Source organism: Cutibacterium sp. KB22876 (assembly GCF_059728865.1).
The window spans coordinates 1,687,802-1,714,027 of record NZ_AP040858.1; the positions used below are offsets into that span (position 1 = coordinate 1,687,802).

The following is a 26,226-nucleotide window of genomic DNA, read 5'->3' on the forward strand; positions in this document are numbered from 1 at the left end:
GGTAGCGCGTCAACGTCGATGAGAAAGGACCCAGCGTGATCCCACGCGAAGAACGCGGACCAGTCCTCAACGGACTACCGACAACACTGCCTGACATCGATCCCGAGGAGACCCAGGAGTGGATCGAATCCCTCGACAAGATGGTCGAGGCTGACGGTCCCAACCGCGCCCGGATCGTGTTGCTGAAGATGCTGGAGCGGGCTCGTAGCCACGGTCATCTCGATCTGTCGGCTCTCACCTCCACCGATTACATCAACACCATCGCTGCCGAGGACGAGGAGGAGTACCCCGGCGACGCCGAGATCGAGCGGAACATCCGTCGTCTGCTGCGATGGAACTCCGCCATCACGGTGCATCGCGCTCAGCGTCCCGGTATCGGCGTCGGTGGCCACATCTCCACCTATGCCTCCGCAGTCACCCTCTACGAGGTCGGCCAGAACCACTTCTGGCGTGGACAGGACGCTCCCGGCGGCGGCGACCAGGTCTTCTTCCAGGGCCATGCAGCTCCGGGTATGTATGCCCGCGCCTTCCTGGAGGGACGCCTCAGTGAGGAGGATCTTGACGGGTTCCGTCAGGAGAAGTCGAAGGCTGGTTACGGCCTGCCCTCCTACCCCCACCCGCGCATGCTTCCCGACTTCTGGCAGTTCCCGACGGTGTCAATGGGTCTGGGGCCGATGGACTCCATCTACCAGGCGTCCATGAACAAGTACCTCACCAACCGTGGTGTCAAGGACTGCTCCGACCAGCACGTCTGGGCCTTCCTCGGCGACGGCGAGATGGACGAGCCGGAGTCGCGTGGCTTCCTGCAGGTTGCCGCCAATGAGGAACTCGACAACCTCACCTTCGTCATCAACTGCAACCTTCAGCGTCTGGACGGCCCAGTACGTGGCAACGGCAAGATCGTCCAGGAGCTGGAGGCCGTCTTCCGCGGTGCCGGCTGGAACGTCATCAAGGTCATCTGGGGATCGGGCTGGGATCCGCTGCTGCAGGCTGACCGCGACGGCGCTCTTGTCGACATCATGAACAACACTTGTGACGGCGACTACCAGACCTTTAAGGCCAACGACGGCGCCTATGTCCGTGAGCACTTCTTCGGTCGTGATCCGCGCACCGCCAAGATGGTCGAGAACTGGACCGACGAACAGATTTGGGCGCTGCGTCGCGGTGGCCACGACTATCGCAAGATCTACAACGCCTACAAGGCCGCCACCGAGTTCAGGGGAGCTCCGACCGTGGTGCTCGCCTGCACCATCAAGGGCTACGACCTCGGAACCCACTTCGCGGGCCGCAACGCGACCCACCAGATGAAGAAGCTGGCCCTCGAAGACCTCAAGCAGTTCCGTGACCGTCTCGAGATCCCGATCTCCGACAAGGTCCTGGAGGCCGACCCGTACCGCGCCCCGTACTTCCACCCGGGCGCCGACGATGAGCGCATCCAGTACCTCATGGAGCGTCGTCGTGCTCTGGGTGGTTTCGTGCCGGAGCGTCGCTTGAAGTTCACCTCTCTGCCAATCCCGGAGCAGAAGGCCTTCGACGGTGTCAAGCGTGGATCGGGCAAGCAGGAAGTCGCCACCACCATGGCTTTCGTGCGTTTGCTCAAGGATCTCATGCGCGACAAGAACTTCGCCCCGCACGTCGTCCCGATCATCCCTGACGAGGCCCGTACCTTCGGCATGGACTCGTTCTTCCCGACGATCAAGATCTACAACCCGCACGGCCAGAACTACACCCCGGTGGACCACGAGCTCATGCTCAGCTACCGCGAGGCCAGGAACGGCCAGATCCTGCACACCGGCATCAACGAGGCAGGCTCGACGGCTGCCTTCATCGCTGCCGGTTCGGCCTACTCCACCCAGGGCGTGCCGATGGTGCCGATCTACCTGTTCTACTCGATGTTCGGATTCCAGCGCACCGGTGACTCCTTCTGGGCAGCCGGCGACCAGATGTGCAAGGGATTCATCATCGGCGCAACCGCCGGGCGCACCACCCTGACAGGTGAGGGCACCCAGCACATGGACGGCCATTCGCCGATCCTGGCTGCCACGAACCCGGCGGTCGTCTCCTACGACCCGGCCTACTCCTACGAGATTTCCCACATCGTCCAGGCCGGTCTGGAACAGATGTACGGTGAGAACTCCGAGAACGTCATGTACTACCTGACGGTCTACAACGAGCCGATCGTCCAGCCCGCCGAGCCTGAGGGAGTCGACGCCGAGGGCATCGTCAAGGGCATGTACCTGCTGTCGAAGGGTTCCTTCGAGGGTGTTGGTGAGGACGCTCGTCGCGTCCAGCTGTTGGCTTCCGGCGTTGCGGTGCCGTGGGCCCTTGAGGCTCAGAAGCTCCTCAAGGACGACTTCGGTGTCGTCGCTGACGTCTGGTCGGTCACCTCGTGGAACAAGCTGCGTCGTGACGCCATGGAGACCGAGGAACAGGCCTTCCTGCATCCTGAGCAGGACAAGCGCACCCCGTACATCGTGCAGCGCCTGGCTGATGCCCCTGGCCCAGTCGTCGCGGCCACCGACTACATGCGTCAGGTCCCTGACCAGATCGCTCAGTGGGTGCCGGAAGACTATGCGTCCCTGGGCGCCGATGGGTTCGGGTTCTCCGACACTCGCGCCGCTGCCCGTCGCTTCTTCCACATCGATGGACCGTCCATGGCCGTCCGAGCCCTGCAGATGCTCGCCGAGCGCGGTGAGATTCCGCAGGACTGGCCGGCCAAGGCGGCTGAGAAGTACGACCTTCTCAACGTCAACGCCGGGTCGTCCGGCAATGCCGGCGGCGACGCCTGATCGAATCTGACGACGCGGAGGTCACCCCTGAGGTGGCCTCCGCGTCTCGCATCTGGCACGCTTGTTCCAAGGCGTCTTTCGCGCCAGACGCACATACGTGAGGAAGCTGAGGATTCGTGGGAAGCGGCACCGATTTGGACAAGCTCGGTCTCGAGGCCGGGCAGGTGGTCCAGGAGCTCGGTTGGGACGATGACGTTGACGAGGACCTCCGTCAGGAGGTCATGGACATCATCGACGGCGACATGATCGAGGATTCGATCGATGCCGTCGACATCGTCTGGTTGTGGTTGCGTGCCGAAGACGGGGATGTGGCCGATGGACTGGTGGACGCCATGCGCGACCTCTCCGACGACGGTTTCATCGTGCTCGTCACCCCGAAGGTGGGACGTCCTGGCACCATCGATCCGGCAGATCTTTCCGACGGTGTCGACACCGCTGGCATGGTGCTGACGACCAGTTATGACGCCGGCGAGGACTGGCAGGCCCACAAGGTCTTGCGTCCCCGCGGTGGACGTCGTTGACCTGGTCCACTTCCTGACTCAGTCTGATCTCATAGGCGTGCGGCGGCACGCTTCCTTTGACATGCATCGGTGACCCGTCATGGGCCATCGACTCGCGTCTCAGTCGCCGAGCATCTCGTCGAGTTCCTCCGGCGTCATGATTGACGCCATCTGGAGCATCTTGTAGGCCGGCATGGCAAGGATGAAGGCAGCCGTTGTCGGGTCGCTGTCAAGGTCGATGCCGGTTTGCTCGGTGGCCCGCCGGACCTTGGCGGCGAACTCCTCATCCGCGGCCATCCACTCAGCCACGGTGGAATCGCGACGCAGCGGGTGGTGGACTGTCGGGGCGTCGAGGATGACCACTCCGGTCAACGGAAGATCGCGACTTGGCCTGCCCACCTCAACCCTGACAGTGCCTGGCTCGACGGCCCATGACTGCAGCAGGATGTCCCAGTAGGACAGGTCTCGACGAGTGAGGTCAATGGTGATCGATCGGCTCTTGCCGGGGTCCAACTCCACGCGGCGGAAGGCCTTGAGTTCGCGTACACAGCGGTTGACAGTCGCGTCGGGGAATCCCAGGTACACCTGCGGGACGGCGGAACCAGTGCGGTCACCGGTGTTGGAGATGGTGAAGGTGACGGTGAGCACCGACTCGTCCTGGGCGGTCTCATCGGTGACGGGCCGGACGGCCAGATCGAGATCGGAGTAGTCAAAGGTCGTGTAACTCAGCCCGTGGCCGAAGGGATAGGCAACCTCGCGCTCGGTGACGTCAAGGCCGCGGTAGCCGATGTATCTGCCCTCGCCGTAGGTGACGTGCTGAAACTCTCCAGGGAAGTTCAACTGGGCAGGGATGTCGGACAGCGTCACCGCGATGGTCTCGGCGAGGTGTCCGGAGGGATTGACCTTGCCGGTCAGGACATCGACGACGCCGGATCCGCTGGCCTGTCCACCCAGCCAGCACTCGACGATGGCGTCGGCCTGGTCGTCCCACTCGGCCATGCCCACCGATGATCCATTGGAAAGGACGACGATCGTGTGGGAAGCGACCTTGCTCACACAGGCCAGAAGGTCGAGCTGGTCGGCCGGTAGATCGGTGTTCGTGCGGTCGTAGCCCTCGGACTCGGCGACGGCCGGAAGCCCGAGGAAGAGGACGGCTGTCTTACCCCGGGCCAAGGACTCGGCGTCTTCGGCCAGACGGGGATCAGACTCGCCGGTGAGGGCGAATCCGGGAGCGAAGGGGACGTCGCCCCAGATATGGCGCAGACTGCCCAGCGCGGTGTCGACGCGAGTCGGATTGACCTTGGATGACCCCGCTCCCTGAAAACGCGGCGTGCGTGCGAACTCTCCGATGACGACGACGTCGTCCGTGCCGGTCAGTGGCAGGGCGTCCCCGTCATTCTTGAGCAACACCGCCGAGGCAGCAGCCGCCCGACGAGCCAGCTGATGATGGGCCTCGATGTCGTAGCTGCCGGGATCGGCCATGGCAGCCGACGCCCGCGCAATGAGGGAGAGAATCCGTGCCACAGCGGTGTCGAGGATCTCTTCGTCAAGATCACCGTTGCGTACCGCCTCGACGATCCGGGTATCGTTGCGGGGAGCATCGCCGGGCATTTCGAGATCGAGCCCGGCGCGTAGCCCCTCGACCCGATCGACGACGGCGCCCCAGTCAGAGATGACGAGACCGTCGTACCCCCATTCGTTGCGCAGTACTTGGGTCAGCAACCAGCGATTCTGGCTGCAGTAGACCCCGTTGAGGGCGTTGTAGGAGCACATCACCGTCCAGGGCTTCGCGTGCTTGACGACTATCTCGAAGGCAGGCAAGTAGATCTCGCGCAGAGTGCGTTCGTCAATCTCAGCGTTGACTCTCAGTCGGTCGGTCTCCTGATTATTCGCGGCGAAATGCTTGAGGGAGGTGCCGACTCCCTGGGACTGGATGCCGCGCACCAACTCGGTGGCCAAGGTCCCGGCGAGAACCGGGTCCTCGGAGAAGTACTCGAAGTTGCGTCCGCACAGCGGGGAGCGCTTCATGTTGATGCCAGGGCCAAGGAGGACTGACACAGATTCGGCCCGTGTCTCCTCACCCAGAGCCACGCCGATGTCATGGACGAGTTCTGGATCCCACGTCGATGCCAACCCAGCAGCGGTGGGGAAACAGGTCGCGGGGACGGAGTCATAAATCCCTGCCATGGATCCGTCGGCAACCTTGCGCAGGCCGTGTGGACCGTCCGTCACCATCGGTCCGGGAATCCCCAGCCTTTCGACGGTCTGGAGGTGCCAGGAATCACCTCCTGAGCACAAGGAGGCCTTCTCCTCGAGGGTGAGCTGGGAGATGAGGTCGGTGATCTCAGATGGGGTCATGCTGGCTCCTTCGTCAACGTCGAGACCATTATCGTCCTGGCCTGCGACAGATCAGGGGAGAGGATGTTCTGGCTTGTCACGGCGGAATCATGAGTCAGCATCGCAAGATCGAACTGGACCAGTAGGCTTGGCGCCCTAGGCAACAGGAGGTGCGATGTCCCAGCAGTGGTGGAGCGACGGAACCGTCTATCAGGTTTATCCGCGTAGCTTCGCCGACGCCAATGGTGACGGAATTGGCGACCTGGCCGGTATCCGCGACCACATCGATCACCTTGTCGAGCTCGGGGTCGACGCCGTGTGGCTCAGCCCCTTCTACCCATCCGGATTCGTTGACGGTGGATACGACGTCATCGACTTGCGCGACGTCGATCCAGTCTTCGGGACCCTCGATGACCTTGATGACCTCATCGCCGATCTGCACGCGCACGGCATCAAGGTCATCATCGACATCGTCGCCAACCACACCAGTGACCGGCATCCGTGGTTCCGGGAGGCTCTGGCATCCGGACCCGGCTCACCGGCACGGCAGCGATATCACTTCCGCGACGGCGACGAGCCTCCCAGTGACTGGGTGTCGATTTTTGGTGGCTTGACGTGGACGCAGGTTCCTGACGGGCAGTGGTACTACCACTCCTTCGCACCAGAACAGCCAGATCTCAACTGGGACAACTCCGAGGTGCAGCAGGAGTTCCTCGACATCCTGCGCTTCTGGGCCGACCGAGGGGTTGACGGTTTCCGTGTTGATGCCGCGTCCCTGTTGGCCAAGGATCTCCACGAACCGCTCCCCTCCAAGGCGGACCTGGACGCATGGCCCATCGGCGAGGACCACCCTCTGCAGGATCGCGACGCCACCATCGAGATCTTCCATTCCTGGCGACGGCTCCTGGATTCCTTCGACCCGCCTCGCGCTGCGGTGGCCGAGGCAACGGTCCCGGCGGCTCGCCTGCCCCGGTACACCGACCCCTCCTCCTTGGGCCAGGCCTTCTTCTTTGATCTGTTGTCCGCCGAGTACGATGCGGAAGTCTTTGCCGACGTCATCGACCGGTGCATCACGGCCGCATCGGGATCGTCGGTGACTTGGGTGCTCAACAACCACGACACCGTCAGGTCGGCCAGCCGATACGGCACGGTCTATCCGGGGCTGGGTGAGAACGGCTGGCCCATCCGCAAATACGGCGGGGACTGGTTACAGGCCGGTGGCGACCCGGCGATGTGTGATGCGGCCCAAGGCCTACGCCGGGCGAGGGCCGCCGCTCTGGTGATGCTGGCCTTGCCCGGTTCGGCCTACCTCTATCAAGGTGAGGAATTGGGTCTGCAGGAGGTTGCTGAGATCCCGGTCGACCAGCGTCAGGACCCAACATTCTTCCGTCGCGGTGACGAGGAGGTCGGGCGGGACGGTTGCCGCGTCCCCCTGCCGTGGGAACCGATCGGGCCTTCCTACGGATTCGGGCCGGCGGGGCCCCACCTACCGCAGCCGCTGTGGTTCTCCCACTACGCCGTCTCGACGCAGAGAAACGACCCCACCTCAACCCTGACGATGTATCGCGACGCGCTGCGGCTGCGCAAGGAGCTCATTGGTAACGATGACCTGATCTGGACCAGTCACGGCGAGAACGACGTCCTGGCCTTTCGGCGAGGGGAGTGGCTCATCGTCTCCAATTTCGGTGATGACCCCAGCCCGCTCCCCGGGGGTACCGTCGAACTGGCCTCGGGTATCGTCACGGATGAGCTCCCGGGGGAGACGACGGTGTGGGTTCGTCGCTGAGATCGGTCAGGTACCGCGTCTCGAATCCCAGCGGCTGAGCATCGAGACTGGTGTCCTTGCACTGTGCCAATCCTGAGTCGTGACCACTATCCCGTAACGATCGTGGCGGGCAGCGATGTGACGAGGTCCTGGACACTTGCTCCCACCACGGCTGACTGTCGGTACGCTGAGGCCATGGCAGTGAGCACCTATGGGGCAGCCCAAGATCGCTACGACACCATGGAGTACCGACGTTGCGGGACCAGCGGTTTGCTGCTGCCTGCCATCTCCCTGGGCCTGTGGCACAACTTCGGAGACCTTCACCCAGGGTCTACCCAGCGTGCCGTGCTGCGTCGTGCCTTCGACCGTGGCATCACCCACTTCGATCTCGCCAACAACTACGGTCCGCCCTACGGTCAGGCGGAGATCAACTTCGGCCGCATCTTGGCCACCGACTTCAAGCCCTACCGTGACGAGCTCATCATCAGTTCCAAAGCGGGTTACGACATGTGGCCTGGCCCCTACGGGCAGGGAGGCGGCTCCCGCAAGTACCTCATCGCCTCCTGCGACCAGTCCCTCAGGCGCTTGGGCCTGGACTACGTCGACATCTTCTACTCCCACCGCTTCGACCCGGACACCCCGCTCGAGGAGACCATGGGATCCCTCGACCGGATCGTCCGCTCCGGACGCGCCCTCTACGTCGGCATCTCCTCCTACGATCCGGAGCAGACCGAGAAGGCAGCCGCCATCGCCCGCGACCTCGGCACCCCGCTTCTCATCCACCAGCCGCGCTACAACATGTTTGACCGCTGGATCGAGGATGGCCTCGTCGACACCTGTGAGCAGGAGGGGATGGGCATCATCTGCTTCTCCCCGTTGGCCCAGGGGATCCTCACCGACAAGTACCTCAGAGGCGTTCCGGCCCAGTCCCGGGCTGGCATGGGTGCGGTTTCCCTGCGTCCCGAGCAGATCGACGACGCCACCCGCGCCGCCGTCTCGGCCCTCAACGCGATCGCCAAGGACCGCGACCAGACCCTCGCCCAGATGGCTCTGTCGTGGATCCTGCGGGATTCCCGCATCACCAGCGTCCTCGTCGGTGCCTCCTCGGTGCCGCAACTGGACTCCGACCTTGACGCGCTGGGAGCGACACCGTTCACCGACGACGAGAGGGTGAACATCGAGTCGGTGCTCGCTGATCACGCCTGCTGAGACAACTTCAGCCCGGGTCGTGCTACGCTCCTAGCGACGCCCTTTAATGGCGATCCCGTGAGGTCGCGAAGGTCGTGCCAACAGGCGGCTGCGCATGTGCGCGTCGCCCGGTGTGCTCCACCCTCGCACCCGCGGTGTCCAGCGGTAGGAGCCTGTTATGCAACTCACCCAGTCATCCGGCCAAGTCACCGTTCTCGACTCCAAGGCTTTGGAGCGGGCGCTGACGAGAATCTGTTACGAAATCGTCGAGCGCAATGAGGGGCTCGACCAGTTGGTCATCGTCGGTATTCGCACCCGCGGCGCATACCTGGCACAGCGAATGGCCGCCAAGCTGTCCTCCCTGAGCGATGTGGATGTTCCCGTCAGCGAGCTGGACATCACCTTGTACCGGGACGACCTCGATCCCAATGAGCACCGCGAGCGTCCGCAGAACCCGGTGCTCTCCGGCAACAACGTCCCGAGGGACCTGGCCGGCAAGACGGTCGTCCTCGTCGACGACGTCCTCTTCACCGGTCGCACCGTGCGGGCTGCCCTTGACGCCCTGCTCGACACTGGCCGTCCCGACCGCATCCTGCTGGCTGTCATGGTTGATCGCGGTCACCGCGAGCTGCCGGTCCGTGCCGATTTCGTCGGGAAGAACATCCCCACCTCTCTGGGGGAGGCTGTTGACGTCCGCGTCACCGAAGTCGATGGCGAGGACGCCGTCACCATTCGAAAGGTGGCATCCCGATGAGTGCTGAGGTCGTTGACGAGTTCGACGTCGACTACTCCGGACGTCACTTCCTGTCCGTGGAGGACATGTCCAATGACGACGTCATGAAGATCATCGATCGCGGACGTCAGTTCAAGGCCGGCGAGGCCCCGCACGTCGGGCCTGGGCACGTAGCCATCAACATGTTCTTCGAGAACTCCACCCGAACCATGACGAGCTTCCAGATGGCCGAGCACCGCCTGGGCATGAAGGTCCTCGACTTTGATCCGGGACACTCCAGCGTCACCAAGGGGGAAAGTCTCTACGACTCGGTGCGCACGGTCGACGCTATCGGTGCCGAGGTGGCCGTCATCCGCCACTCCACCAACCATTACTACGACTACCTGTTGTCGACCGGGATGCTCGGTCTGTCGGTCGTCAATGGTGGCGACGGTTCCGGCCAGCACCCCAGCCAGTGCATGCTCGATCTCATGACCATTGCCGAGGAGTTCGGTCACGTCGATGGCCTGACGGTCGCCATCAGTGGGGACATCGCCCACTCGCGAGTGGCTCGTTCCGATGCCCAGATCCTTGCCCGTCTTGGTGCCAATGTCGTCTTCACCGGCCCGCGCGAGTGGATGGACCACGACGTCACCAGGCTTGGCACGATGGCCACCCTCGACGAGATCATCTCCGACGTCGACGTCACCATGATGCTGCGAGTCCAGCACGAGAGGTTCGACGCCGGCCCAGACTTCTCCGCCACCGACTACCTGCAGGCCTTCGGACTCACCGACGAACGGGCGAAGCGGATGAAGCCGAACGCGATCATCATGCACCCGGCTCCGGTGAACCGAGGATGTGAGATCTCCGGTCACCTCGTGGAGGCCCCCTCGTCTCGTATCTTTGAGCAGATGGGGAACGGAGTCATGGTGCGAATGGCCATTCTGGAACAGGTGCTGCAGGCCAGGGAGACGAAGTGAGCCGAAGGGTCCTCCTCACCGGGTTGACCATGCTGGAGGGAGCCACCCCGGTTCCCTCCCAGCTCCTCGTCCACGATGACCGAATTGAAGCCATTTCACGAGGTCGTCGCAATGCCCTCGACGGAGCCGACGCCGAGGTCATCGACCTGGGCGGGGCTCTCGTGACTCCCGGCATGGTGGACCTGCACGTCCATCTGCGCGAGCCGGGACAGGAGCACAAGGAGACCATTGCCTCGGGCACTGCCGCCGCAGCCCGCGGCGGGTGGACGACGATCTGCGCGATGCCGAACACCGTGCCCGACCCGCACACCGCTGAGCTCATGGCCGACCTCAAGCGCAGGATCAAGGAGTCAGCGATGGTGCGAGTGCGGCCCATCGCTCCCATCACCGTCGGGCTGACGAGTGCCGATCTGGTCGACGTCGATGCCCTGACCCAGGCCGGGGCCGTGGCCTTCTCCAATGATGGCAAGGGCGTCCAGCTGGCCGGAACGATGTACGACGCCATGCGCGCTGCCGCCGCGGCGGACCGTCCCATCGCTGCCCATGCCGAGGACGAGTCCCTGGTGCGTGGCGGGGTCATCAATGACGGACGCCGGGCCCGTGAACTCGACCTGCCGCCCATGACCCGTCTCACCGAGACCGTCCAGGTGGCCCGAGACGTCATGATCGCAGAAGCCACCGGGGCCCAATACCACCTGTGCCATGCCTCGACCAGGCAGTCGATTCGCACCCTGCGTCGTGGCCGGGAGGACGGTGCGCGGGTCACCGGCGAGGTAGCACCCCATCACCTGCTGCTGGCTGACGAGGACATTCCTGGCGACGACGGGTTCTACAAGATGAATCCACCGCTGCGCACTCGGGATGACGTCGACGCCATGGTCGAGGGGCTGTGTGACGGCACCTTGACCTGCATCGCCACGGACAATGCCCCGCACGCCGGCGCTGAGAAGGACTGTTCCTTCCGCAATGCCGCCTTCGGGGTCATCACGAATGAGCACACCTTCGCCCTGCTGTACACGAACTTCGTGCTGAACCGTCGATTCCGCCTGGACCAGTTGGTCGACTGGCTCACCGTTGGGCCTGCGGACACGTTCGGGCTGGCCGATGCCGGACGACTGCGAGTGGGTGGACCGGCCGATCTGGCCGCCTTCGACCTGCAGACCCAGACGACGATCATCCCCGAGGAGGGTGCCGGCATGGGACGCAACACCCCATTTGCCGGTCGTCCCGTCCTCGGTGACTGCGTGCTGACGATGGTCGGTGGCCGGACGGTGCACCGTCGAGGACAGCAGATCGGCAAGACTGATGACCACGAGATGGGAGACCCGCGATGAGCAGACGCACCCTGTTGTTGGCCGATGGGACGAGTTACGAGGGGGAGGCCTTCGGGGCTGACCTCGAGGTGAGGGCCGAGGTCGTTTTCACCACTGGGATGACCGGTTATCAGGAGACCCTCACCGACCAGTCCTACAACGGACAGATCGTCACCTTCACCTACCCCCTCATCGGAAACTGCGGCATCAACCGCGACGACATGGAGTCCCTCTTCCCGACGACTGCCGGGGTCATCTGCCGAGAGGTGCCGCGACTGGCCAGCAACTGGCGCAACCGACGCAGCCTCGACGAGTTCCTCACCACCCATGGCATTCCAGGCCTGGCTGGTATCGACACTCGTGCCCTGGTGCGACGACTGCGTAACGAGGGGGTCATGAAGGGGGTCCTGCTGGGCCCGGGCGCCGATCTCGACGCCGAGCTGGAGAAGCTGCGCGACACCCAGCTTCCCACCGACCAGATCGCCCAGGTTTCCACCCGCACCGCCTATCCGTCGCCCCTGGGTGGACGCAGTGTGGTGCTCCTCGACTTCGGCCTCAAGCACTCCATCCTGCGCGAGCTCGGCAAGCGGGGATGCGCCGTCACCGTGGTGCCCTGGAACATCTCGGCCGACCGGGTGCGTGCCCTGGCCCCGGACGGCATCATGTTGTCTAACGGCCCCGGCGACCCGAAGTCGATCCCACAGGTCCAGGACGTGGTGCGTGAGCTCCAGGAGGACTATCCGGTCTTCGGTATCTGTATGGGCCACCAGATCTTCGCCCTGGCCAACGGAGCCGACACCTACAAGTTGTCCTTCGGACACCGTGGTTTCAACCACCCGGTGCGTGAACTGTCCACCGGACGGATCGACTTCACCAGCCAGAACCACGGATACGCCGTCGATCCCGACTCAGTGGCCGGGACGGAGTTGGAGATCACCCACATCGAGATCAATGACGAGACGGTCATGGGTGTGCGTCACACCCGTCTCGGGTCCTTCTCGGTGCAGTACCACCCCGACGCGGCCGCCGGGCCGCACGACGCAGCCCACGTCTTCGACGACTTCGTGGCACTCATGGACGCCAATCACTCTGGAGGCCAGAACTGATGCCCCGCCGCACCGACCTGCATCGCATCCTCGTCATCGGATCCGGTCCGATCGTCATCGGTCAGGCCGCCGAGTTCGACTACGCCGGCACCCAGGCCTGTCTGGCCCTCAAGGAGGAGGGGTACGAGGTCATCCTCGTCAACTCCAACCCAGCCACGATCATGACCGACCGCGACATCGCCGACAAGGTCTACATCGAGCCGATCACCCTGGAATTCGTCTCCTCAATCCTGCGCCGGGAACGTCCCGACGCCATCGTCCCCACCCTGGGCGGCCAGACTGGTCTCAACATGGCCACCGAACTGGCTAAGTCCGGGATCCTCGACGAGTTGGGCATCGAACTGCTGGGAACCAAGCTCTCCGCCATTGAGAAGGCGGAGGACCGTGACCTGTTCAAGCAGCTCATGGACGAGCTGAGCCAGCCGGTGCCGGCTTCCGAGATCGTCCACACTGTCGACGAGGCGGTTGAGGTGGGTAACACCATCGGTTACCCGCTCATCGTCCGTCCCGCCTACACCCTCGGCGGTACCGGCGGCGGTATCTGCCATGACGAGGCCGAACTGGTTCGCATCGTCGGGAAGGGTCTGGAACTCTCCCCGGTCACCGAGTGCTTGGTCGAGCAGTCGATCGCCGGGTACAAGGAGATCGAGTACGAGATGATGCGCGACGGCGCCGACAACACCATGGTCGTCTGCACCATGGAGAATTTCGACCCGGTCGGTGTCCACACCGGAGACTCCATCGTCTTCGCCCCCACCCAGACTCTCACCGACGTCGAGCACGAGATGTTGCGCGACGCGTCGATCGAGATAGTCCGGGCGCTGGGCATCGAGGGAGGCTGCAACGTCCAGCTCGCCCTGGACCCGGAGTCTTTCCAGTACTACGTCATCGAGGTCAACCCGCGAGTCTCGAGGTCCTCGGCCCTGGCTTCCAAGGCCACTGGCTACCCGATTGCCAAGATCGCTGCGAAGATTGCCGTCGGTATGACCCTCGACGAGATCCGCAATCCGGTCACCGGGACGACCTGGTCGATGTTCGAGCCCATGCTCGACTACGTCGTCGCCAAGATTCCGCGCTGGCCCTTCGACAAGTTCGCCCGGGCTGATCGTCGTCTCGGCACTCAGATGAAGGCCACCGGCGAGGTCATGGCTCTGGGGCGCACCATCGAGGAATCCCTGCTCAAGGCAGTGCGCTCCCTGGAGATCGGCGTCGACCACATTGCTCTGCGTGATGTCGCGGACCTACCTGACGACATCCTCGAGGAACGCCTGCTGCACGCCCGTGACGACCGTCTCTTCTGCTTGGCCGAGGCGATCCGCCGCGGTCGCACTGTGCACGAACTCCACGAGCAGACCAAGATCGACGTCTTCTTCCTCGACAAGATCGCCCACATCCTTGAGATCGAGGAGAGGCTGCGGGCCTGCCCTGATGATCCGGAGACTCTCTGGATCGCCAAGCGCAACGGCTTCTCCGATCCGGCCATTGCCCACTTCTGGGGCAGGACCGCCGATGAGGTACGCAACCGTCGAGTCGAGACCGGTATCAAGCCGGTCTACAAGATGGTCGACACCTGCGCCGGCGAGTTCGACTCCTCGACCCCGTACTTCTACTCGACCTACGAGATGGAGAACGAGTCGGTGAAGTCGAATCGCCCCAGCATCCTGGTGCTGGGTTCCGGGCCGATCCGCATTGGTCAGGGCATCGAGTTCGACTACGCCACCGTGCACTCGGTCAAGGCCATCCAGGCCGCCGGGTATGAGGCGATCATCATGAACTCCAACCCGGAGACGGTGTCCACCGACTTCTCCATCTCCGACAAGCTGTACTTCGAGCCTCTCACCATCGAGGACGTCATGAACGTCATCGACCTCGAGCAGCCGGAGGGGGTCATCGTCCAGTTCGGTGGCCAGACGGCCATCAATCTTGCGGGCCCGCTGGAGGCTGCCGGGGTGCCGATTCTGGGCACCCAGCTTGCCGACCTCGACCGCGCCGAGGACCGTGAGGGATTCGAGTCCCTGCTTGCGGAGCTGGGGATCCCACAGGCTCCTGGTGGTACCGCCCGGTCCACCGAGGAGGCTCTGGTGGTTGCCGAGGAGCTCGGGTACCCGGTGCTGGTGCGTCCTTCCTACGTCATTGGTGGTCGTGCCATGGCCATCGTGACGAGCGCCGAGGAGCTCAGGCGGTACATGCGCGACGCCGTCCACGCCAGCCCCGACAAGCCGGTGCTGGTGGACCGTTACCTCAACGGTCTTGAGTGCGAGGTCGATGCCATCTGTGACGGCGCCGACGTCCTCATCCCCGGCATCATGGAGCACATCGAGCGTGCGGGCGTACACTCCGGAGACTCGATGGCCGTCTACCCGCCGCAGCGGATGGGCCAGCGGGTCACAGATCGCATCGTCGAGGTGACGACGGAGCTGGCCCTGGGACTGAACACCAAGGGCATCCTCAACATCCAGTTCGTCATCGCCAAGGACCCCTCGAGCGGTGCGGACACGGTCTACGTCATCGAGGCCAACCCTCGTGCCTCGCGCACCGTTCCCTTCCTGTCCAAGGTCACCGGGGTGTCGATGGCCGAGGTGGCCACCCGGATCATCCTCGGGGAGAAGCTCTCGGACCTCGATCTGCAACCTGGACTGCTGCCGGTCTCCACGCGCATCCACGTCAAGTCTCCGGTGTTCAGCTTCTCCAAGCTCGACCTGGTCGATTCGCACCTGGGACCGGAGATGAAGTCGACCGGTGAGGTCATGGGTTCTGACGACACCGTCGAGAAAGCGTTGTACAAGGTCTTCGAGGCCGCAAGTCTGCACGTCCCCGAATACGGCAAGATCCTCATCACGGTGGCCGACGACGCCAAACCCGAGGCTCTCACCCTGGCCCGTCGCTTCGACCGGATTGGATTCCAGCTCGTCGGCACCAAGGGCACCGCGCGGTTCTTCGACGAGGGTGGCCTGAGGATCGACGTGGCCGAGAAGATCGGGTCGGGGGAGGCTGGTTCCACCGAGTCCGTCCTCGACCTCATCAGTCGCAACGGCTGTGACGCCGTCATCAACGTCATGGGCAACGGCCAGGGCACCATCATCGACGGAAAGCAGATCCGTCGTGAGGCCATCGCCCGGGGCATCCCGCTGTTCACCTCCCTCGATACCGCCGCAGCGATCTGCCGGGTGATGGAGTCGCGAGCCTTCTCGACGGAGTCGATCTGATGAGCGGGGCCACGGGGCAGCGTCCGGCCCCTCAGATGATGGAACTGACGGATCGCCAGGAGATTGCCCGTGGGGTGTACTCGGTGCGGCTCATCCCTGACAGGCCGATGCCGAGGGCCGTCCCGGGAACCTTCCTCGACCTGCTGCCCGGTGGGTTGCACGTGCTGCGTCGGCCACTGTCCATAGCTGACGCGGACGAGGAGGGATACACCCTCATCTTCAGGGTGGTCGGACGGGGAACCGACGAGCTGTCGCGGGTGCCTCTCGGGGCAAGGATGGATGTCCTCGGCCCGCTGGGACACGGATTTGCCCTCGACTCCGTGCAGTCTGGACAACGGGCCCTGCTCGTTGGTGGAGGTGTGGGCATCCCGCCGCTGTACCTGCTCGGTCGTCGCCTCGTGGAGCGTGGCGTCCAGGTGCAGTTCCGACTGGGATTCCGGGGCCGCAACGACATCTTCTGGGCTGATGAATTCTCCCAGCTGGGCGAGGTGCTCATCTCCACCGATGACGGGTCGGTGGGGACGAGGGGGACCGTCGCCCAGATCGTCGAGACTGACGCAGCGCGACGGTTCATCCCCGACATCGTGCAAGCCTGTGGGCCCATCCCGATGCTGAAGTGGGTGAAGTCGGCCCTGGCTCCGACGGTGCGCACTCAGCTCTCCCTGGAGGAGAGGATGGCCTGCGCGGTGGGTGCCTGCTACGCCTGTGTCATCGGGGACGCAGGGGACCCCGATCATCAGTTCCGGGTGTGTTACGACGGCCCGGTGTTCGAGGCCGAGGAGGTCGTGCTGTGAACAGGTTGGCCGTCTCGCTGCCGGGCTTGGAGCTCAAGAATCCGATCATGCCCGCCAGCGGGTGTTTTGGCTTCGGTTCCGAGTATGCCCAGTACTACGACCTGTCAGTGCTGGGATCGATCATGATCAAGGCGACCACCGTTGAGCCGCGTCCCGGCAATCCGATTCCTCGGGTCGCCGAGACCCCCGGCGGGATGCTCAATGCCATCGGTCTGCAGAATCCGGGTCTCGACGTCGTCATGGCCGAGAAGCTGCCGTGGCTGGCCGAGCGTTTCCCGGACCTGCCGATCATTGCCAATGTCGCCGGGTACACTACCGAGGACTACGTCACGGTTTCCGAGGTCATCTCGACCGCTCCGAACGTGGCAGCCCTGGAGATCAACATCTCCTGCCCCAACGTCAAGCGCGGAGGAATCACCTTCGGCACTAATGCGACCGCCGCCCACGACCTGACGAAAGCCGTCGTCGCGGCCGCCAACGTGCCGGTTTACGTCAAACTGTCTCCCAACGTCACCGACATCACTGAGATCGCCAGAGCGGTCGCTGACGCCGGGGCCGACGGCCTGACCCTCATCAACACCCTCACCGGGATGAGGATCAACCTGGGATGGCGAAAACCTGTCATCGCCAACGGCACGGGCGGGCTCTCCGGGCCAGCCGTCCTTCCCATCGCAGTGCGCATGATCGACGCCGTCACCCGGGTTGTCGACATCCCCGTCATCGGGATGGGTGGGGTGATGACCAGCGCCGATGTCCTGGAACTCATGATGGCTGGGGCCTCGGCGGTCGCCGTCGGTACCGCCAACTTCACCGATCCGGTGGCATGTCCCAAGATCATCGACGGCCTTGAGCCGCTCATGGACGACCTGCACATCCCCAGCCTCGAGGACCTCCGCACCGAGGTCCGTCGGTCTCGCTGATCATCGACCACCATCAAGGAGTACACATGGACACCAGCCGTCCGATCATCGCCCTCGACCTTCCCGGCGCCGAGGCTGCCCTCGACTTCGTCGCGAAGTTCGACGAGAGCCTCTTCGTCAAGGTGGGGATGGAACTGTTCTACGCGGCAGGTCCGAGTGTCATCACCAGCCTCAAGGATGCCGGGCACGATGTTTTCTGCGACCTCAAACTCCACGACATCCCCAACACCGTCAAGGGCGCGGCCGTAAGCCTGTCCCGGCTGGGAGCAGATCTGCTGACCGTCCACGCTGCGGGCGGAAAGGCCATGATGGAGGCAGCTCTGGAGGGCCTCGGGGATGCGGCCGAGACCACTCGTGTCATCGCCATCACCCAGCTCACCTCGACCTCCCCAGAAGCGCTCAAGACCGAGCAGCTCATCGAGGTGCCGCTGGCCGAATCGGTGCGTAACTACGCCAAACTTGCCCAGTCGGCCGGTCTGGCCGGTGTCGTCTGCTCGGCCCATGAGGCCGCCGACATCGCCTCGGTGACGGGTCCGGACTTCCTGCGTGTCACCCCCGGTATCCGTCCGGCAGGCGCCGCAGTGGGGGACCAGTCCCGGGTTGCCACCCCTGGCAACGCGGCCTCGATGGGGTCCTCGGCCATCGTGGTGGGCCGTCCCATCACCAAGGCCGACGACCCGGTCGCGGCCTATCACGCCATCCGCGACGAATGGAATGCCGGACGCACGGCAGCCTGACGACAACACCACCTGGAGGAAGACCGTCATGACCGTCACCAACAAGGAGATCGCCCAGCAATTCGCCGAGCGTCTGCTCGACATCGAAGCTGTCTCGCTGTCCCCGGATGCCCCGTTCACCTGGGCCTCCGGCCTGCACTCACCGATCTACTGCGACAACCGCGTTACCCTCTCGGACCCACAGATCCGTGACCTCATCGCCTCGGGCCTGGCTGATCTGGTGCGCGCGAATTTCGATCAGGTCGACGTCGTCGCCGGGACCGCCACTGCTGGCATCGCCCACGCCGCGCTGGCTGCCGATCGTCTCGGAGCCCCGATGGCCTATGTCCGTTCCGCCCCGAAGGACCACGGACGCGGCAACCAGATCGAAGGACGCATCCCGGCCGGCTCCAAGGTCGTCATGGTCGAGGACCTCATCTCCACCGGCGGCTCGGTGCTCAAGGCTGCTCAGGCCGTCGAGCGAGAGGGATCGACGGTGGTCGGCGTCCTCGCCTTGTTCTCCTACCAGTTGGAGAAGGGGCATCGTGCGTTTGAGGAGGCCGGCCTGCCTCTGTACACCCTGTCGAACTACCCGACCCTCATCGAAGTGGCAGCGGAGTCCGGACGCATCACCCCGGAGCAGCTGGCCACCCTGCAGACCTGGTCCTCAGATCCGCAGGCCTGGTCCGACTCCCACTGATTCCTTTCATGTGAGCCTGTCCAGGCTGGCCTCATCGGCTCACATCGATGCCGAGAACCGGCTGGTGAGACATATTCGTGGCCTCCTCACATGGCGGGGCCATGAGCTCGTTCCTGGGGAAAGCGATCAGAGGTAGCGGCGTGCTACCTCGACGGTCTCACCGACATATCCGCCGCCGAAGAGGAAGCAGTGGACGATGAGCATGTGGAGCTGGTGCAGCCCAACTCGCTCCTGCCAACCGTCGGCCAGTGGGGACTCCTCGTCGTAGGCGGCACGAATCTCGTTGGTGAAGGGGGCACCAAAGACCGACAAGGAGGCAAGGTCCTCCTCGGCATGACCACCTTGGGCAGCAGGATCGATGAGGACGACTCCGTCGGAGGTCCACATGAGGTTCCCGGACCACATGTCACCGTGCGTACGCGCGGCAGGATCGGTCACCAGGGCGGGCTGGTCGTGGTCGAACACCCCGCTGGCCAGCCGGTCGACGAGTTTGGACATGATCGCGCGGGCGTCGGCGTCAAGGCTGTCCATGTAGGGCTCGATGCGCTGGTGGGCGTAGAACTCTCCCCATGAGTCGATGTGTTCGGAGGGCAGGCGCAGGGGAGCGCGGCCGATGTATCCGCCGTCAGGGGTGAACCCGTCGGGAGCCGCTCCCAGGTGGGATGCCCCTGCTGCGTGGGTGTGAGCCAAGCGTCGACCGAATGCCTCAGCCGCCTCACGGGTGGGACGGATCGGGGAGAGCTCGGGTTCCGTGAGCCAACCATTGCCATGGTCCAACACCTCGACGATCGCAGCTCCAGCGGGCTGAGCAGCCGCGAGCCATGTCAACCCGGCAACCTCGTAGTCGATGGCGTTCTTGTGGTGATCGGTCTTACGAAAGGTCATGTATCTCACGGTAGACGCGTAGGATGCAGCCGAAACCACCTCGTCCATCAGAATGGAGTCTCGTGTCTGCCGGTGATCACCTCATGACAGTCCATCTCGTGTCGATGGGCTGCGCGCGCAACGACGTCGATTCCGAGGAGCTTGCGGCCCGCATGGAGGCTGGCGGATTCCGTCTCGTCGACGACCCCAGCGAGGCCGAGACGGTCGTCGTCAACACCTGCGGATTCATCGAGCAGGCCAAGAAGGACTCCGTCGACACGTTGCTGGCAGCCGCAGACCTCAAGGGCCACGGGCCAACCCAGTCGGTTGTAGCGGTTGGGTGCATGGCCGAGCGCTACGGACGTGAACTGGCCGAGTCCCTCCCTGAGGCTGACGCCGTGCTGGGATTCGACGACTACGACGACATCGCCGATCGACTTCGCACCATCCTCGACGGGGGATCCATCGAGGCCCATGTTCCGCATGACCGTCGCACCCTACTCCCGATCAGCCCGGTCGACCGCAGGTCAGCCAGCTCTGGTGTGTCGATTCCCGGCCATGGCACCGCCCCTGATTTGTCGGCCACGATGGCCCCGGCTTCGGGACCTCGAGCCACCCGACGCCGTCTCGGCTCGGGACCCAGCACAGCGCTGAAGATGGCCTCGGGCTGTGATCGTCGCTGTGCCTTCTGTGCCATCCCGCGATTCCGTGGCTCCTACCTCTCCCGACCTGCCGCCGAGATCGTCGAGGAGACACGCTGGCTGGTTGACCATGGCGTCAAGGAGGTCTTCCTCGTCAGTGAGAACTCCTCCTCCTACGGCAAGGATCTGGGGGATCTGCGCGCTCTGGAGAAGCTCCTCACCGGCCTGGATAATGTCGACGGACTGGAGTGGATTCGGGTGTCCTACCTGCAACCCGCGGAGCTTCGACCAGGGCTCGTCGACACCATGCTGGCGACCGCCAAGGTCGTGCCCTACTTCGATCTGTCCTTCCAACACGCATCAGGGCCGTTGCTGCGCCGGATGCGCCGCTTCGGTGACGCCGAGTCCTTCATTGACATCATCGAGTCCATCCGTTCGCGTTGTCCGGAAGCCGGCTTCAGATCGAACTTCATCACCGGCTTCCCCGGCGAGACCGAGGCCGATGTCGAAATCCTCGCTGATTTCCTGCAGCGGGCGCGTCTCGATGTTGCTGGCATCTTCGCCTACTCCGACGAGGAAGGCACCGAGGGAGCCACCCTCGACGGCCATGTCGACGAGGACGTGATTGCTGCACGACGCGAAGATCTCGCCGATCTCATCGACGAACTCGTCTCCCAGCGCGCCGAGGATCGTATCGGCACCCGTGGTCGGGTCATGATTGAGGAGACCGACGAAGTCATCGTCGGCAGGGCGGAGCATCAGGGCCCGGAGGTCGACGGGGTCGTGACCCTCGTCGATTCTGCCGGGGTGAGCGTCGGCGACATCGTGGATGTCGATTTCGTCGGCTCTGACGGCGTCGACCTCGTCGCGCGCCCGGTACTGACCTGAGCGTCAGTGCCACGGCATCGGCACTACCGTGGTCCCACGGCGCTGACGTCGACGGACCAATCGGGAACCATTTCGGGGCGGTGAGTCGCATCAGGCGTCGTCACGCGAGATACTGTGCCCATGGCCACGAAGAAGGACCGCTCCAGCAACATCAACGTTCCGAATGCGCTGACCCTGCTGAGAGCCGTTGCGGTTCCCGTCTTCGGATGGATGCTGTTGGCCCATGCCCATGAGGGCAGCTGGCGGACGGCGACAACGATCGTCTTCATGGTGGCGATCCTCACCGATTTCGTCGACGGCAAGATTGCCCGCAAGTACAACCTCGTCACCAACTTCGGCAAGATCGGTGACTCCATCGCTGACAAGGCACTCACCGGCATGGCCTTCATTGGTCTATCGATTCTCGGCGAGTTGCCATGGTGGATGACGATCATCATCCTGCTGCGCGAGTGGGGCATCACCGTCATGCGGATGAAGATGCTCAAGTATGAGGTGATGGCGGCCAACAAGGGCGGCAAACTCAAGACCGCGATGCAGTCCTTGGCAATCACGCTGTTCTGCCTCGGCCTGTGGCGAACCCCGACCTTCGTCGACGTCTTCGCCTGGGCCGTCATGATCATCGCCTTCCTGCTCACCGTCGTCACTGGCCTGGTGTACATCAGGGACGCCATCCAGATCCGTAACCGTGCCAAGAACGCTGAGGTCAAGCCGGTGAAGTCTCGGAAGCAGAACCTCAAGTGACCGGCGACGAAGGCGCACGTCGACTCATTGCCGAGCTGTCGGAACGCGGTCTGACGGCGGCAACCTGCGAATCCCTGACAGCAGGCCTGGTCTCGGCGATCATCACGACCGTTCCGGGGGCGTCGGCGGTCTTTCGTGGCGGTCTCGTGACCTATGCCAGCGACCTCAAGACCAAGCTCGCTGGGGTCGACGCCGGCTGGATCGCCGAGAACGGGGTCATCAATTCCATCACTGCGGCCCAAATGGCGATGGGATGTCGGAAAGCCTGCCGGGCTGACATCGGTCTGTCCTGCACCGGGGTTGCCGGGCCAGATCCCCAGGACGGTGAAAGGGCCGGAACAGTCTTCATCGGTGCGGTGTACGAGGGAGCTCCGATCGTGAAGCACCTTCAGCTGGAGGGACCACGCGAGGAGATTCGACGGGCGACGGTCCAGGCGCTTCTGGACCTCGGATGCGAGGTTTTGAGCGGTTCACAGAACTGACGACGCCCCCTCAAGAAAAAATGTGAAGGATTTCGCCGTGTGGGGAATGTTCCATTCGCCGGGAGCGTTGTCATGGATGAATCACCTAGGAGGAGACGCCCATGAAATCAGCTATGCTGCGTGAGATGCTCGGCGAGTCGCTGCGTGAACAGAGGTTCGCACAGGGCCGTACCCTGCGTGAGGTGTCTTCTGCCGCACGCGTGTCCCTCGGATACCTCTCGGAGGTGGAGCGGGGCCAGAAGGAAGCTTCCAGCGAGCTCATCCTGGCCATTTGCACCGCTTTGGATCTCCCGCAGTCCGAATTGATGCGCATCGTCAGCGACAAGATGCTCAAGAGTGAAGGCACCCCCGAGCACCGCATTACTGTTGCGGCATGAACAACACCCTGAACTTCTGACGTTTCCCGGTCCCGTTGGGGCCGGGAACTTCTGTGTTGTGGGTCTCTCGACCACGCATGGTCCGGATTGGCTCCGTCTCTGGGGCGATGTGCGGCCTGATCAGTCAGTCGATGCGTGGACGATGCGAATGGCGATTCCGAGGGCGCGCAACCGGGTCAGCTCGTCGGGATCAGCTGAGTCGTCGGTGACGAGGAGGTCGACGTCCTTGGCCTCAGCCAGCTTTGCCAGGGTGACCCGGCCGATCTTGGAACCGTCCACAGCCGCGATGATGCGAGCTGCCCTCTTGATCATGGTGTGGTTTGCAGCGGCTTCGATGCCGTCGTGGGTCGTCAGGCCACCCTCGGCGCTCAGTCCGTCGCATCCCACGATGGCGGTGCCGACGTTGACCTGTTTGAAGGTGGACTCGGCCAGGGAGCCGACCAGTTCCAAGGAGGAGGGGCGTAGCACCCCGCCGGTGATGAGGACACGTTGCTGACCCTGGCTGGCGGCCTCGAGGGCGATGCTCACGGAGTTCGTGATGAGGGTGAGGTCATGGCGATGATGCAAGGCTCGGACGATCTCGGTGGTCGTCGTGCCGCCGGTGAGTCCAATCGCGTGACGTCCCACCGGAAGCTCGGAAGCAACGGCATGTGCGATGGCTTCCTTGGCGCGACGACGACGGCCGTCCCGTAAGTTGACGGGTAGTTCGGCCCCCGTTCCGGCGCGGCGAGCTGTTCCATGTGAGCGAATGAGAAGGCCCTGTTCAGCGAGTGAGGCGACATCGCGTCGGATCGTCGCAGCACTCGCTCCCAGGGTGGCCGCCATGGTCCGCAAGGGGACCTCGTCGTGGTCACGCAACATGGCGAGAATGGCGACCATGCGGTCGTTTCGCCGTGAGGATGATGAGTGGGCATCCGACGGCATCGTCATCGCTTCTCCTTTCGCGCGACTCACGGCTCGTGGGGAGAGCCGTGCAGTGAGCGTTCGCACATCTGCGCTGATCTTATCCTGCCCTTAGGCTTGTCTTCATGACAGAGACCCAATTGTGGACGCGACTGGCTGAGGCCCTGGGTGACGACTACTGCCGAATTTGGGCTGCACAGCAGGCTGTACCGGGTCTCGACTCACGGACGGTGCAGGAAGCCTTGGCTGACGGAGTCGATGCCAAGACGATTTGGCGGGCCTGCTGGAAGGCACTGGAGCTGCCCGACTCGCTGCGCTGACCTGGGGAGATGGGGCGTGTCCGGATGCCGAGGAACGGTGCCAGAACGGAAACGGAACAAAACCGGAACACGACGCGCTGCAAAGTCGTCAGTGGCATCTGGAAGGGTTGTCCACAAGCGAGCGGACAGCCGTGACGGCAGTCATCCACAGGAACGAACTTGCCTGACGGATTGTCCGACCCCGCTCCTACAGTTTGAGTGATGACACAAGGAAACCGGTGAGTCTCCCTCATCACGACACATGACCAACGCTGCGGCGATGCCGCGCGGCAAATGGGGCGGGAGACCGTCTTCAAGGAAGGAACGACATGGCAGCGACCGCAGATCGCGAACAGGCCCTTGCCACGGCCTTGCAGCAGATCGAGAAGCAGCACGGCAAGGGCTCCGTCATGCGCCTTGGCGAGCAGGAGACCGTGAAGATTGCGGCGATTCCGACGGGATCGGTGGCCCTGGACGTCGCCCTCGGCGTGGGAGGCCTCCCACGCGGCAGAATCGTCGAGATCTATGGTCCGGAGTCCTCGGGCAAGACGACGGTGGCCCTGCACGCCATCGCGAACGCTCAGGCCGAAGGCGGCATCTGCGCCTTCATCGACGCCGAGCACGCCCTCGACCCGGAGTACGCCCGCAAGCTTGGTGTCGACACTGACTCCCTGCTGGTGAGCCAGCCTGATAACGGTGAACAGGCCCTCGAGATTGCCGACACCCTGGTGCGGTCGGGCGCCCTTGAGCTCGTCGTTATCGACTCCGTCGCAGCCCTCACCCCGAAGGCTGAGATCGAGGGAGAGATGGGTGATTCCCACGTCGGTCTACAGGCTCGCCTCATGAGCCAGGCCTTGCGCAAGATGACTGGTGCCCTCAACGCGGCCGGGACGACGGCCATCTTCATCAACCAGCTGCGTGAGAAGATCGGTGTCATGTTCGGCTCTCCGGAGACGACCACCGGTGGACGCGCGCTGAAGTTCTACTCTTCAGTGCGACTGGACGTGCGTCGCATCGAGACCCTCAAGGACGGTTCCGAGATGGTCGGTAACCGTACCCGCGTCAAGGTCGTCAAGAACAAGGTCGCCCCGCCGTTCAAGCAGGCCGAGTTCGACATTCTCTATGGTCAGGGCATTTCCCGAGAGGGAAGCCTCATCGACATGGGCGTGGACTGCGGGATCATCACCAAGTCCGGATCGTGGTTCAGTTACAGCAATGAGCAGCTGGGTCAGGGTAAGGAGAATGTCCGCAACTTCCTCAAGGGCAACCCGGACGTCGCCAACGAGATCGAGGACAAGATCCTCACCCACCTGGGTCTGCGTGAGACCGAAATTCCCGAGGGAGTCGATCCCGAAACCGGTGAGGTGGAATTCTGAGCCGGCGACGCAAGGATTCTCCAGAGGAGTTGACCGACGACCAGTGGTACGAGGAAGCTCGCGAGATCTGCCTCAAACGACTGGATCGTCGGGCCAACACTCGAAGTGAACTCGCAGCAGCTCTGGATTCCAAAGGTGTGCCTGAGCAGGTGCGTGAGGCAGTCCTTGATCGCCTCACTGAGGTGGGGCTCGTCGATGATGCTGACTTTGCCAACCGATGGATAGCGTCCCGTCACGGTGTGCGAGGTCTGTCCCGCAGAGCAGTGGCAGTCGAATTGTCGCGCAAAGGGGTCGATTCCCAGATCATTGAGGACGCGACCTCCCAGATCACGGAGGCTGACGAGTTGGATGCCGCCACCGAACTCGCAGTGAACAAGCTGCGGGCAGGTCGAGGTGTCGAGGAAGCCCGTCTGACCCGCCGGGTGTTGGGTGCCCTGGCCCGCAAGGGCTACGGACCTCAGGTATCCTGGGCCGCCATCCGTGCCGCCCGCGAGGAACTCGGTGAGGAACCCCCCGAAGCGCCGATAACCGGCCCCTTCGACTAGGGTCGTATCGTTTGCCTCTCACCTCGGTTTTCCTGGCACCGACGTCAGGGGGGGCGACGCTGCAGCTCCGAGTCAGGATGT

The 26,226-nt window shown here is 63.8% G+C and carries 23 protein-coding genes; 20 read left to right on the top strand and 3 right to left on the bottom strand.

Annotated features, from left to right (window positions below; genetic code table 11):
- The first annotated feature begins 35 nt into the window (after positions 1 to 35).
- Positions 36 to 2,789: a pyruvate dehydrogenase (acetyl-transferring), homodimeric type gene (aceE, locus tag AC6I1W_RS07670; protein WP_270235977.1), complete on the top strand. Its 2,754-nt coding sequence runs from the start codon at positions 36 to 38 to the stop codon at positions 2,787 to 2,789.
- Between the two features lie 116 nt (positions 2,790 to 2,905).
- A complete protein-coding gene (locus AC6I1W_RS07675) occupies positions 2,906 to 3,310 on the top strand; it encodes a DUF3052 domain-containing protein (protein WP_004811605.1) in 405 nt (134 codons plus the stop codon).
- 99 nt (positions 3,311 to 3,409) lie between these two features.
- On the opposite strand, the gene AC6I1W_RS07680 is transcribed toward AC6I1W_RS07675, so the two are convergent.
- Positions 3,410 to 5,647: a glycoside hydrolase family 3 C-terminal domain-containing protein gene (locus tag AC6I1W_RS07680; protein ID WP_270235980.1), complete on the bottom strand. Its 2,238-nt coding sequence runs from the start codon at positions 5,645 to 5,647 to the stop codon at positions 3,410 to 3,412.
- A gap of 154 nt (positions 5,648 to 5,801) precedes the next feature.
- Here AC6I1W_RS07680 and AC6I1W_RS07685 point away from each other — a divergent pair, with 154 nt between their 5' ends.
- From AC6I1W_RS07685 to pyrE, 11 genes are all read left to right on the top strand, one after another.
- Positions 5,802 to 7,412 (top strand): glycoside hydrolase family 13 protein, encoded by a 1,611-nt coding sequence (locus AC6I1W_RS07685; RefSeq protein ID WP_270235983.1) that lies wholly within the window; start codon positions 5,802 to 5,804, stop codon positions 7,410 to 7,412.
- A gap of 174 nt (positions 7,413 to 7,586) precedes the next feature.
- Positions 7,587 to 8,600: an L-glyceraldehyde 3-phosphate reductase gene (mgrA, locus tag AC6I1W_RS07690; protein ID WP_036975936.1), complete on the top strand. Its 1,014-nt coding sequence runs from the start codon at positions 7,587 to 7,589 to the stop codon at positions 8,598 to 8,600.
- Between the two features lie 157 nt (positions 8,601 to 8,757).
- Positions 8,758 to 9,333: a bifunctional pyr operon transcriptional regulator/uracil phosphoribosyltransferase PyrR gene (gene pyrR / locus AC6I1W_RS07695; RefSeq protein WP_016667483.1), complete on the top strand. Its 576-nt coding sequence runs from the start codon at positions 8,758 to 8,760 to the stop codon at positions 9,331 to 9,333.
- Positions 9,330 to 10,274, top strand: a complete 945-nt coding sequence (locus AC6I1W_RS07700) for an aspartate carbamoyltransferase catalytic subunit (RefSeq protein WP_016667484.1) — start codon at positions 9,330 to 9,332, stop codon at positions 10,272 to 10,274. Before pyrR ends, AC6I1W_RS07700 begins: the two co-directional genes overlap by 4 nt.
- Positions 10,271 to 11,608, top strand: coding sequence for a dihydroorotase (locus tag AC6I1W_RS07705; RefSeq protein ID WP_063279696.1), 1,338 nt, complete (start codon positions 10,271 to 10,273; stop codon positions 11,606 to 11,608). Before AC6I1W_RS07700 ends, AC6I1W_RS07705 begins: the two co-directional genes overlap by 4 nt.
- Positions 11,605 to 12,693: a carbamoyl phosphate synthase small subunit gene (locus AC6I1W_RS07710; protein WP_016667486.1), complete on the top strand. Its 1,089-nt coding sequence runs from the start codon at positions 11,605 to 11,607 to the stop codon at positions 12,691 to 12,693. The genes AC6I1W_RS07705 and AC6I1W_RS07710 overlap by 4 nt, the downstream gene beginning before the upstream one ends.
- Positions 12,693 to 15,899 carry a carbamoyl-phosphate synthase large subunit gene (gene carB / locus AC6I1W_RS07715; protein ID WP_270235990.1) on the top strand — a complete coding sequence of 1,069 codons (3,207 nt, stop codon included), beginning with the start codon at positions 12,693 to 12,695 and terminating at the stop codon, positions 15,897 to 15,899. Before AC6I1W_RS07710 ends, carB begins: the two co-directional genes overlap by 1 nt.
- Positions 15,899 to 16,693, top strand: coding sequence for a dihydroorotate dehydrogenase electron transfer subunit (locus AC6I1W_RS07720; protein WP_270235993.1), 795 nt, complete (start codon positions 15,899 to 15,901; stop codon positions 16,691 to 16,693). Before carB ends, AC6I1W_RS07720 begins: the two co-directional genes overlap by 1 nt.
- The gene (locus AC6I1W_RS07725) at positions 16,690 to 17,613 is read left to right on the top strand and encodes a dihydroorotate dehydrogenase (RefSeq protein WP_270235995.1); all 924 of its coding nucleotides are present in this window, start codon (positions 16,690 to 16,692) and stop codon (positions 17,611 to 17,613) included. Before AC6I1W_RS07720 ends, AC6I1W_RS07725 begins: the two co-directional genes overlap by 4 nt.
- Positions 17,614 to 17,639: 26 nt before the next feature.
- Positions 17,640 to 18,350, top strand: coding sequence for an orotidine-5'-phosphate decarboxylase (gene pyrF, locus AC6I1W_RS07730; protein WP_016667490.1), 711 nt, complete (start codon positions 17,640 to 17,642; stop codon positions 18,348 to 18,350).
- 28 nt (positions 18,351 to 18,378) lie between these two features.
- A complete protein-coding gene (pyrE, locus tag AC6I1W_RS07735; protein ID WP_016667491.1) occupies positions 18,379 to 19,029 on the top strand; it encodes an orotate phosphoribosyltransferase in 651 nt (216 codons plus the stop codon).
- Between the two features lie 126 nt (positions 19,030 to 19,155).
- Here pyrE and AC6I1W_RS07740 read toward each other — a convergent pair whose 3' ends face one another.
- On the bottom strand, positions 19,156 to 19,962 hold the full coding sequence (locus AC6I1W_RS07740; RefSeq protein WP_270236001.1) for a fructosamine kinase family protein: 807 nt from the start codon (positions 19,960 to 19,962) through the stop codon (positions 19,156 to 19,158).
- 35 nt (positions 19,963 to 19,997) lie between these two features.
- On the opposite strand from AC6I1W_RS07740, the gene rimO reads away from it, so the two are divergent.
- The 4 genes from rimO (at position 19,998) to AC6I1W_RS07760 (ending at position 23,022) form a co-directional block, all read left to right on the top strand.
- Complete coding sequence (gene rimO, locus AC6I1W_RS07745; RefSeq protein ID WP_270236004.1) at positions 19,998 to 21,422, top strand: 30S ribosomal protein S12 methylthiotransferase RimO; 1,425 nt, start codon at positions 19,998 to 20,000, stop codon at positions 21,420 to 21,422.
- A 120-nt stretch (positions 21,423 to 21,542) separates the two neighbouring features.
- Positions 21,543 to 22,163, top strand: a complete 621-nt coding sequence (gene pgsA / locus AC6I1W_RS07750) for a CDP-diacylglycerol--glycerol-3-phosphate 3-phosphatidyltransferase (RefSeq protein ID WP_016667494.1) — start codon at positions 21,543 to 21,545, stop codon at positions 22,161 to 22,163.
- Positions 22,160 to 22,645 (top strand): CinA family protein, encoded by a 486-nt coding sequence (locus tag AC6I1W_RS07755; RefSeq protein ID WP_016667495.1) that lies wholly within the window; start codon positions 22,160 to 22,162, stop codon positions 22,643 to 22,645. Before pgsA ends, AC6I1W_RS07755 begins: the two co-directional genes overlap by 4 nt.
- A 101-nt stretch (positions 22,646 to 22,746) precedes the next feature.
- On the top strand, positions 22,747 to 23,022 hold the full coding sequence (locus AC6I1W_RS07760) for a helix-turn-helix domain-containing protein (RefSeq protein WP_004811583.1): 276 nt from the start codon (positions 22,747 to 22,749) through the stop codon (positions 23,020 to 23,022).
- Between the two features lie 120 nt (positions 23,023 to 23,142).
- On the opposite strand, the gene AC6I1W_RS07765 is transcribed toward AC6I1W_RS07760, so the two are convergent.
- Positions 23,143 to 23,901: a DeoR/GlpR family DNA-binding transcription regulator gene (locus tag AC6I1W_RS07765; RefSeq protein ID WP_065672851.1), complete on the bottom strand. Its 759-nt coding sequence runs from the start codon at positions 23,899 to 23,901 to the stop codon at positions 23,143 to 23,145.
- Between the two features lie 149 nt (positions 23,902 to 24,050).
- Between AC6I1W_RS07765 and AC6I1W_RS07770 the strand changes: the two genes are divergently transcribed.
- The 3 genes from AC6I1W_RS07770 to recX all read left to right on the top strand — a co-directional run bounded on the left by AC6I1W_RS07770 (position 24,051) and on the right by recX (position 26,145).
- Complete coding sequence (locus AC6I1W_RS07770; protein ID WP_016667497.1) at positions 24,051 to 24,245, top strand: DUF3046 domain-containing protein; 195 nt, start codon at positions 24,051 to 24,053, stop codon at positions 24,243 to 24,245.
- A 308-nt stretch (positions 24,246 to 24,553) separates the two neighbouring features.
- Positions 24,554 to 25,600, top strand: coding sequence for a recombinase RecA (gene recA, locus AC6I1W_RS07775; protein ID WP_270236010.1), 1,047 nt, complete (start codon positions 24,554 to 24,556; stop codon positions 25,598 to 25,600).
- Positions 25,597 to 26,145: a recombination regulator RecX gene (recX, locus tag AC6I1W_RS07780; protein WP_081302564.1), complete on the top strand. Its 549-nt coding sequence runs from the start codon at positions 25,597 to 25,599 to the stop codon at positions 26,143 to 26,145. The genes recA and recX overlap by 4 nt, the downstream gene beginning before the upstream one ends.
- The last annotated feature ends 81 nt before the right edge of the window (positions 26,146 to 26,226 follow it).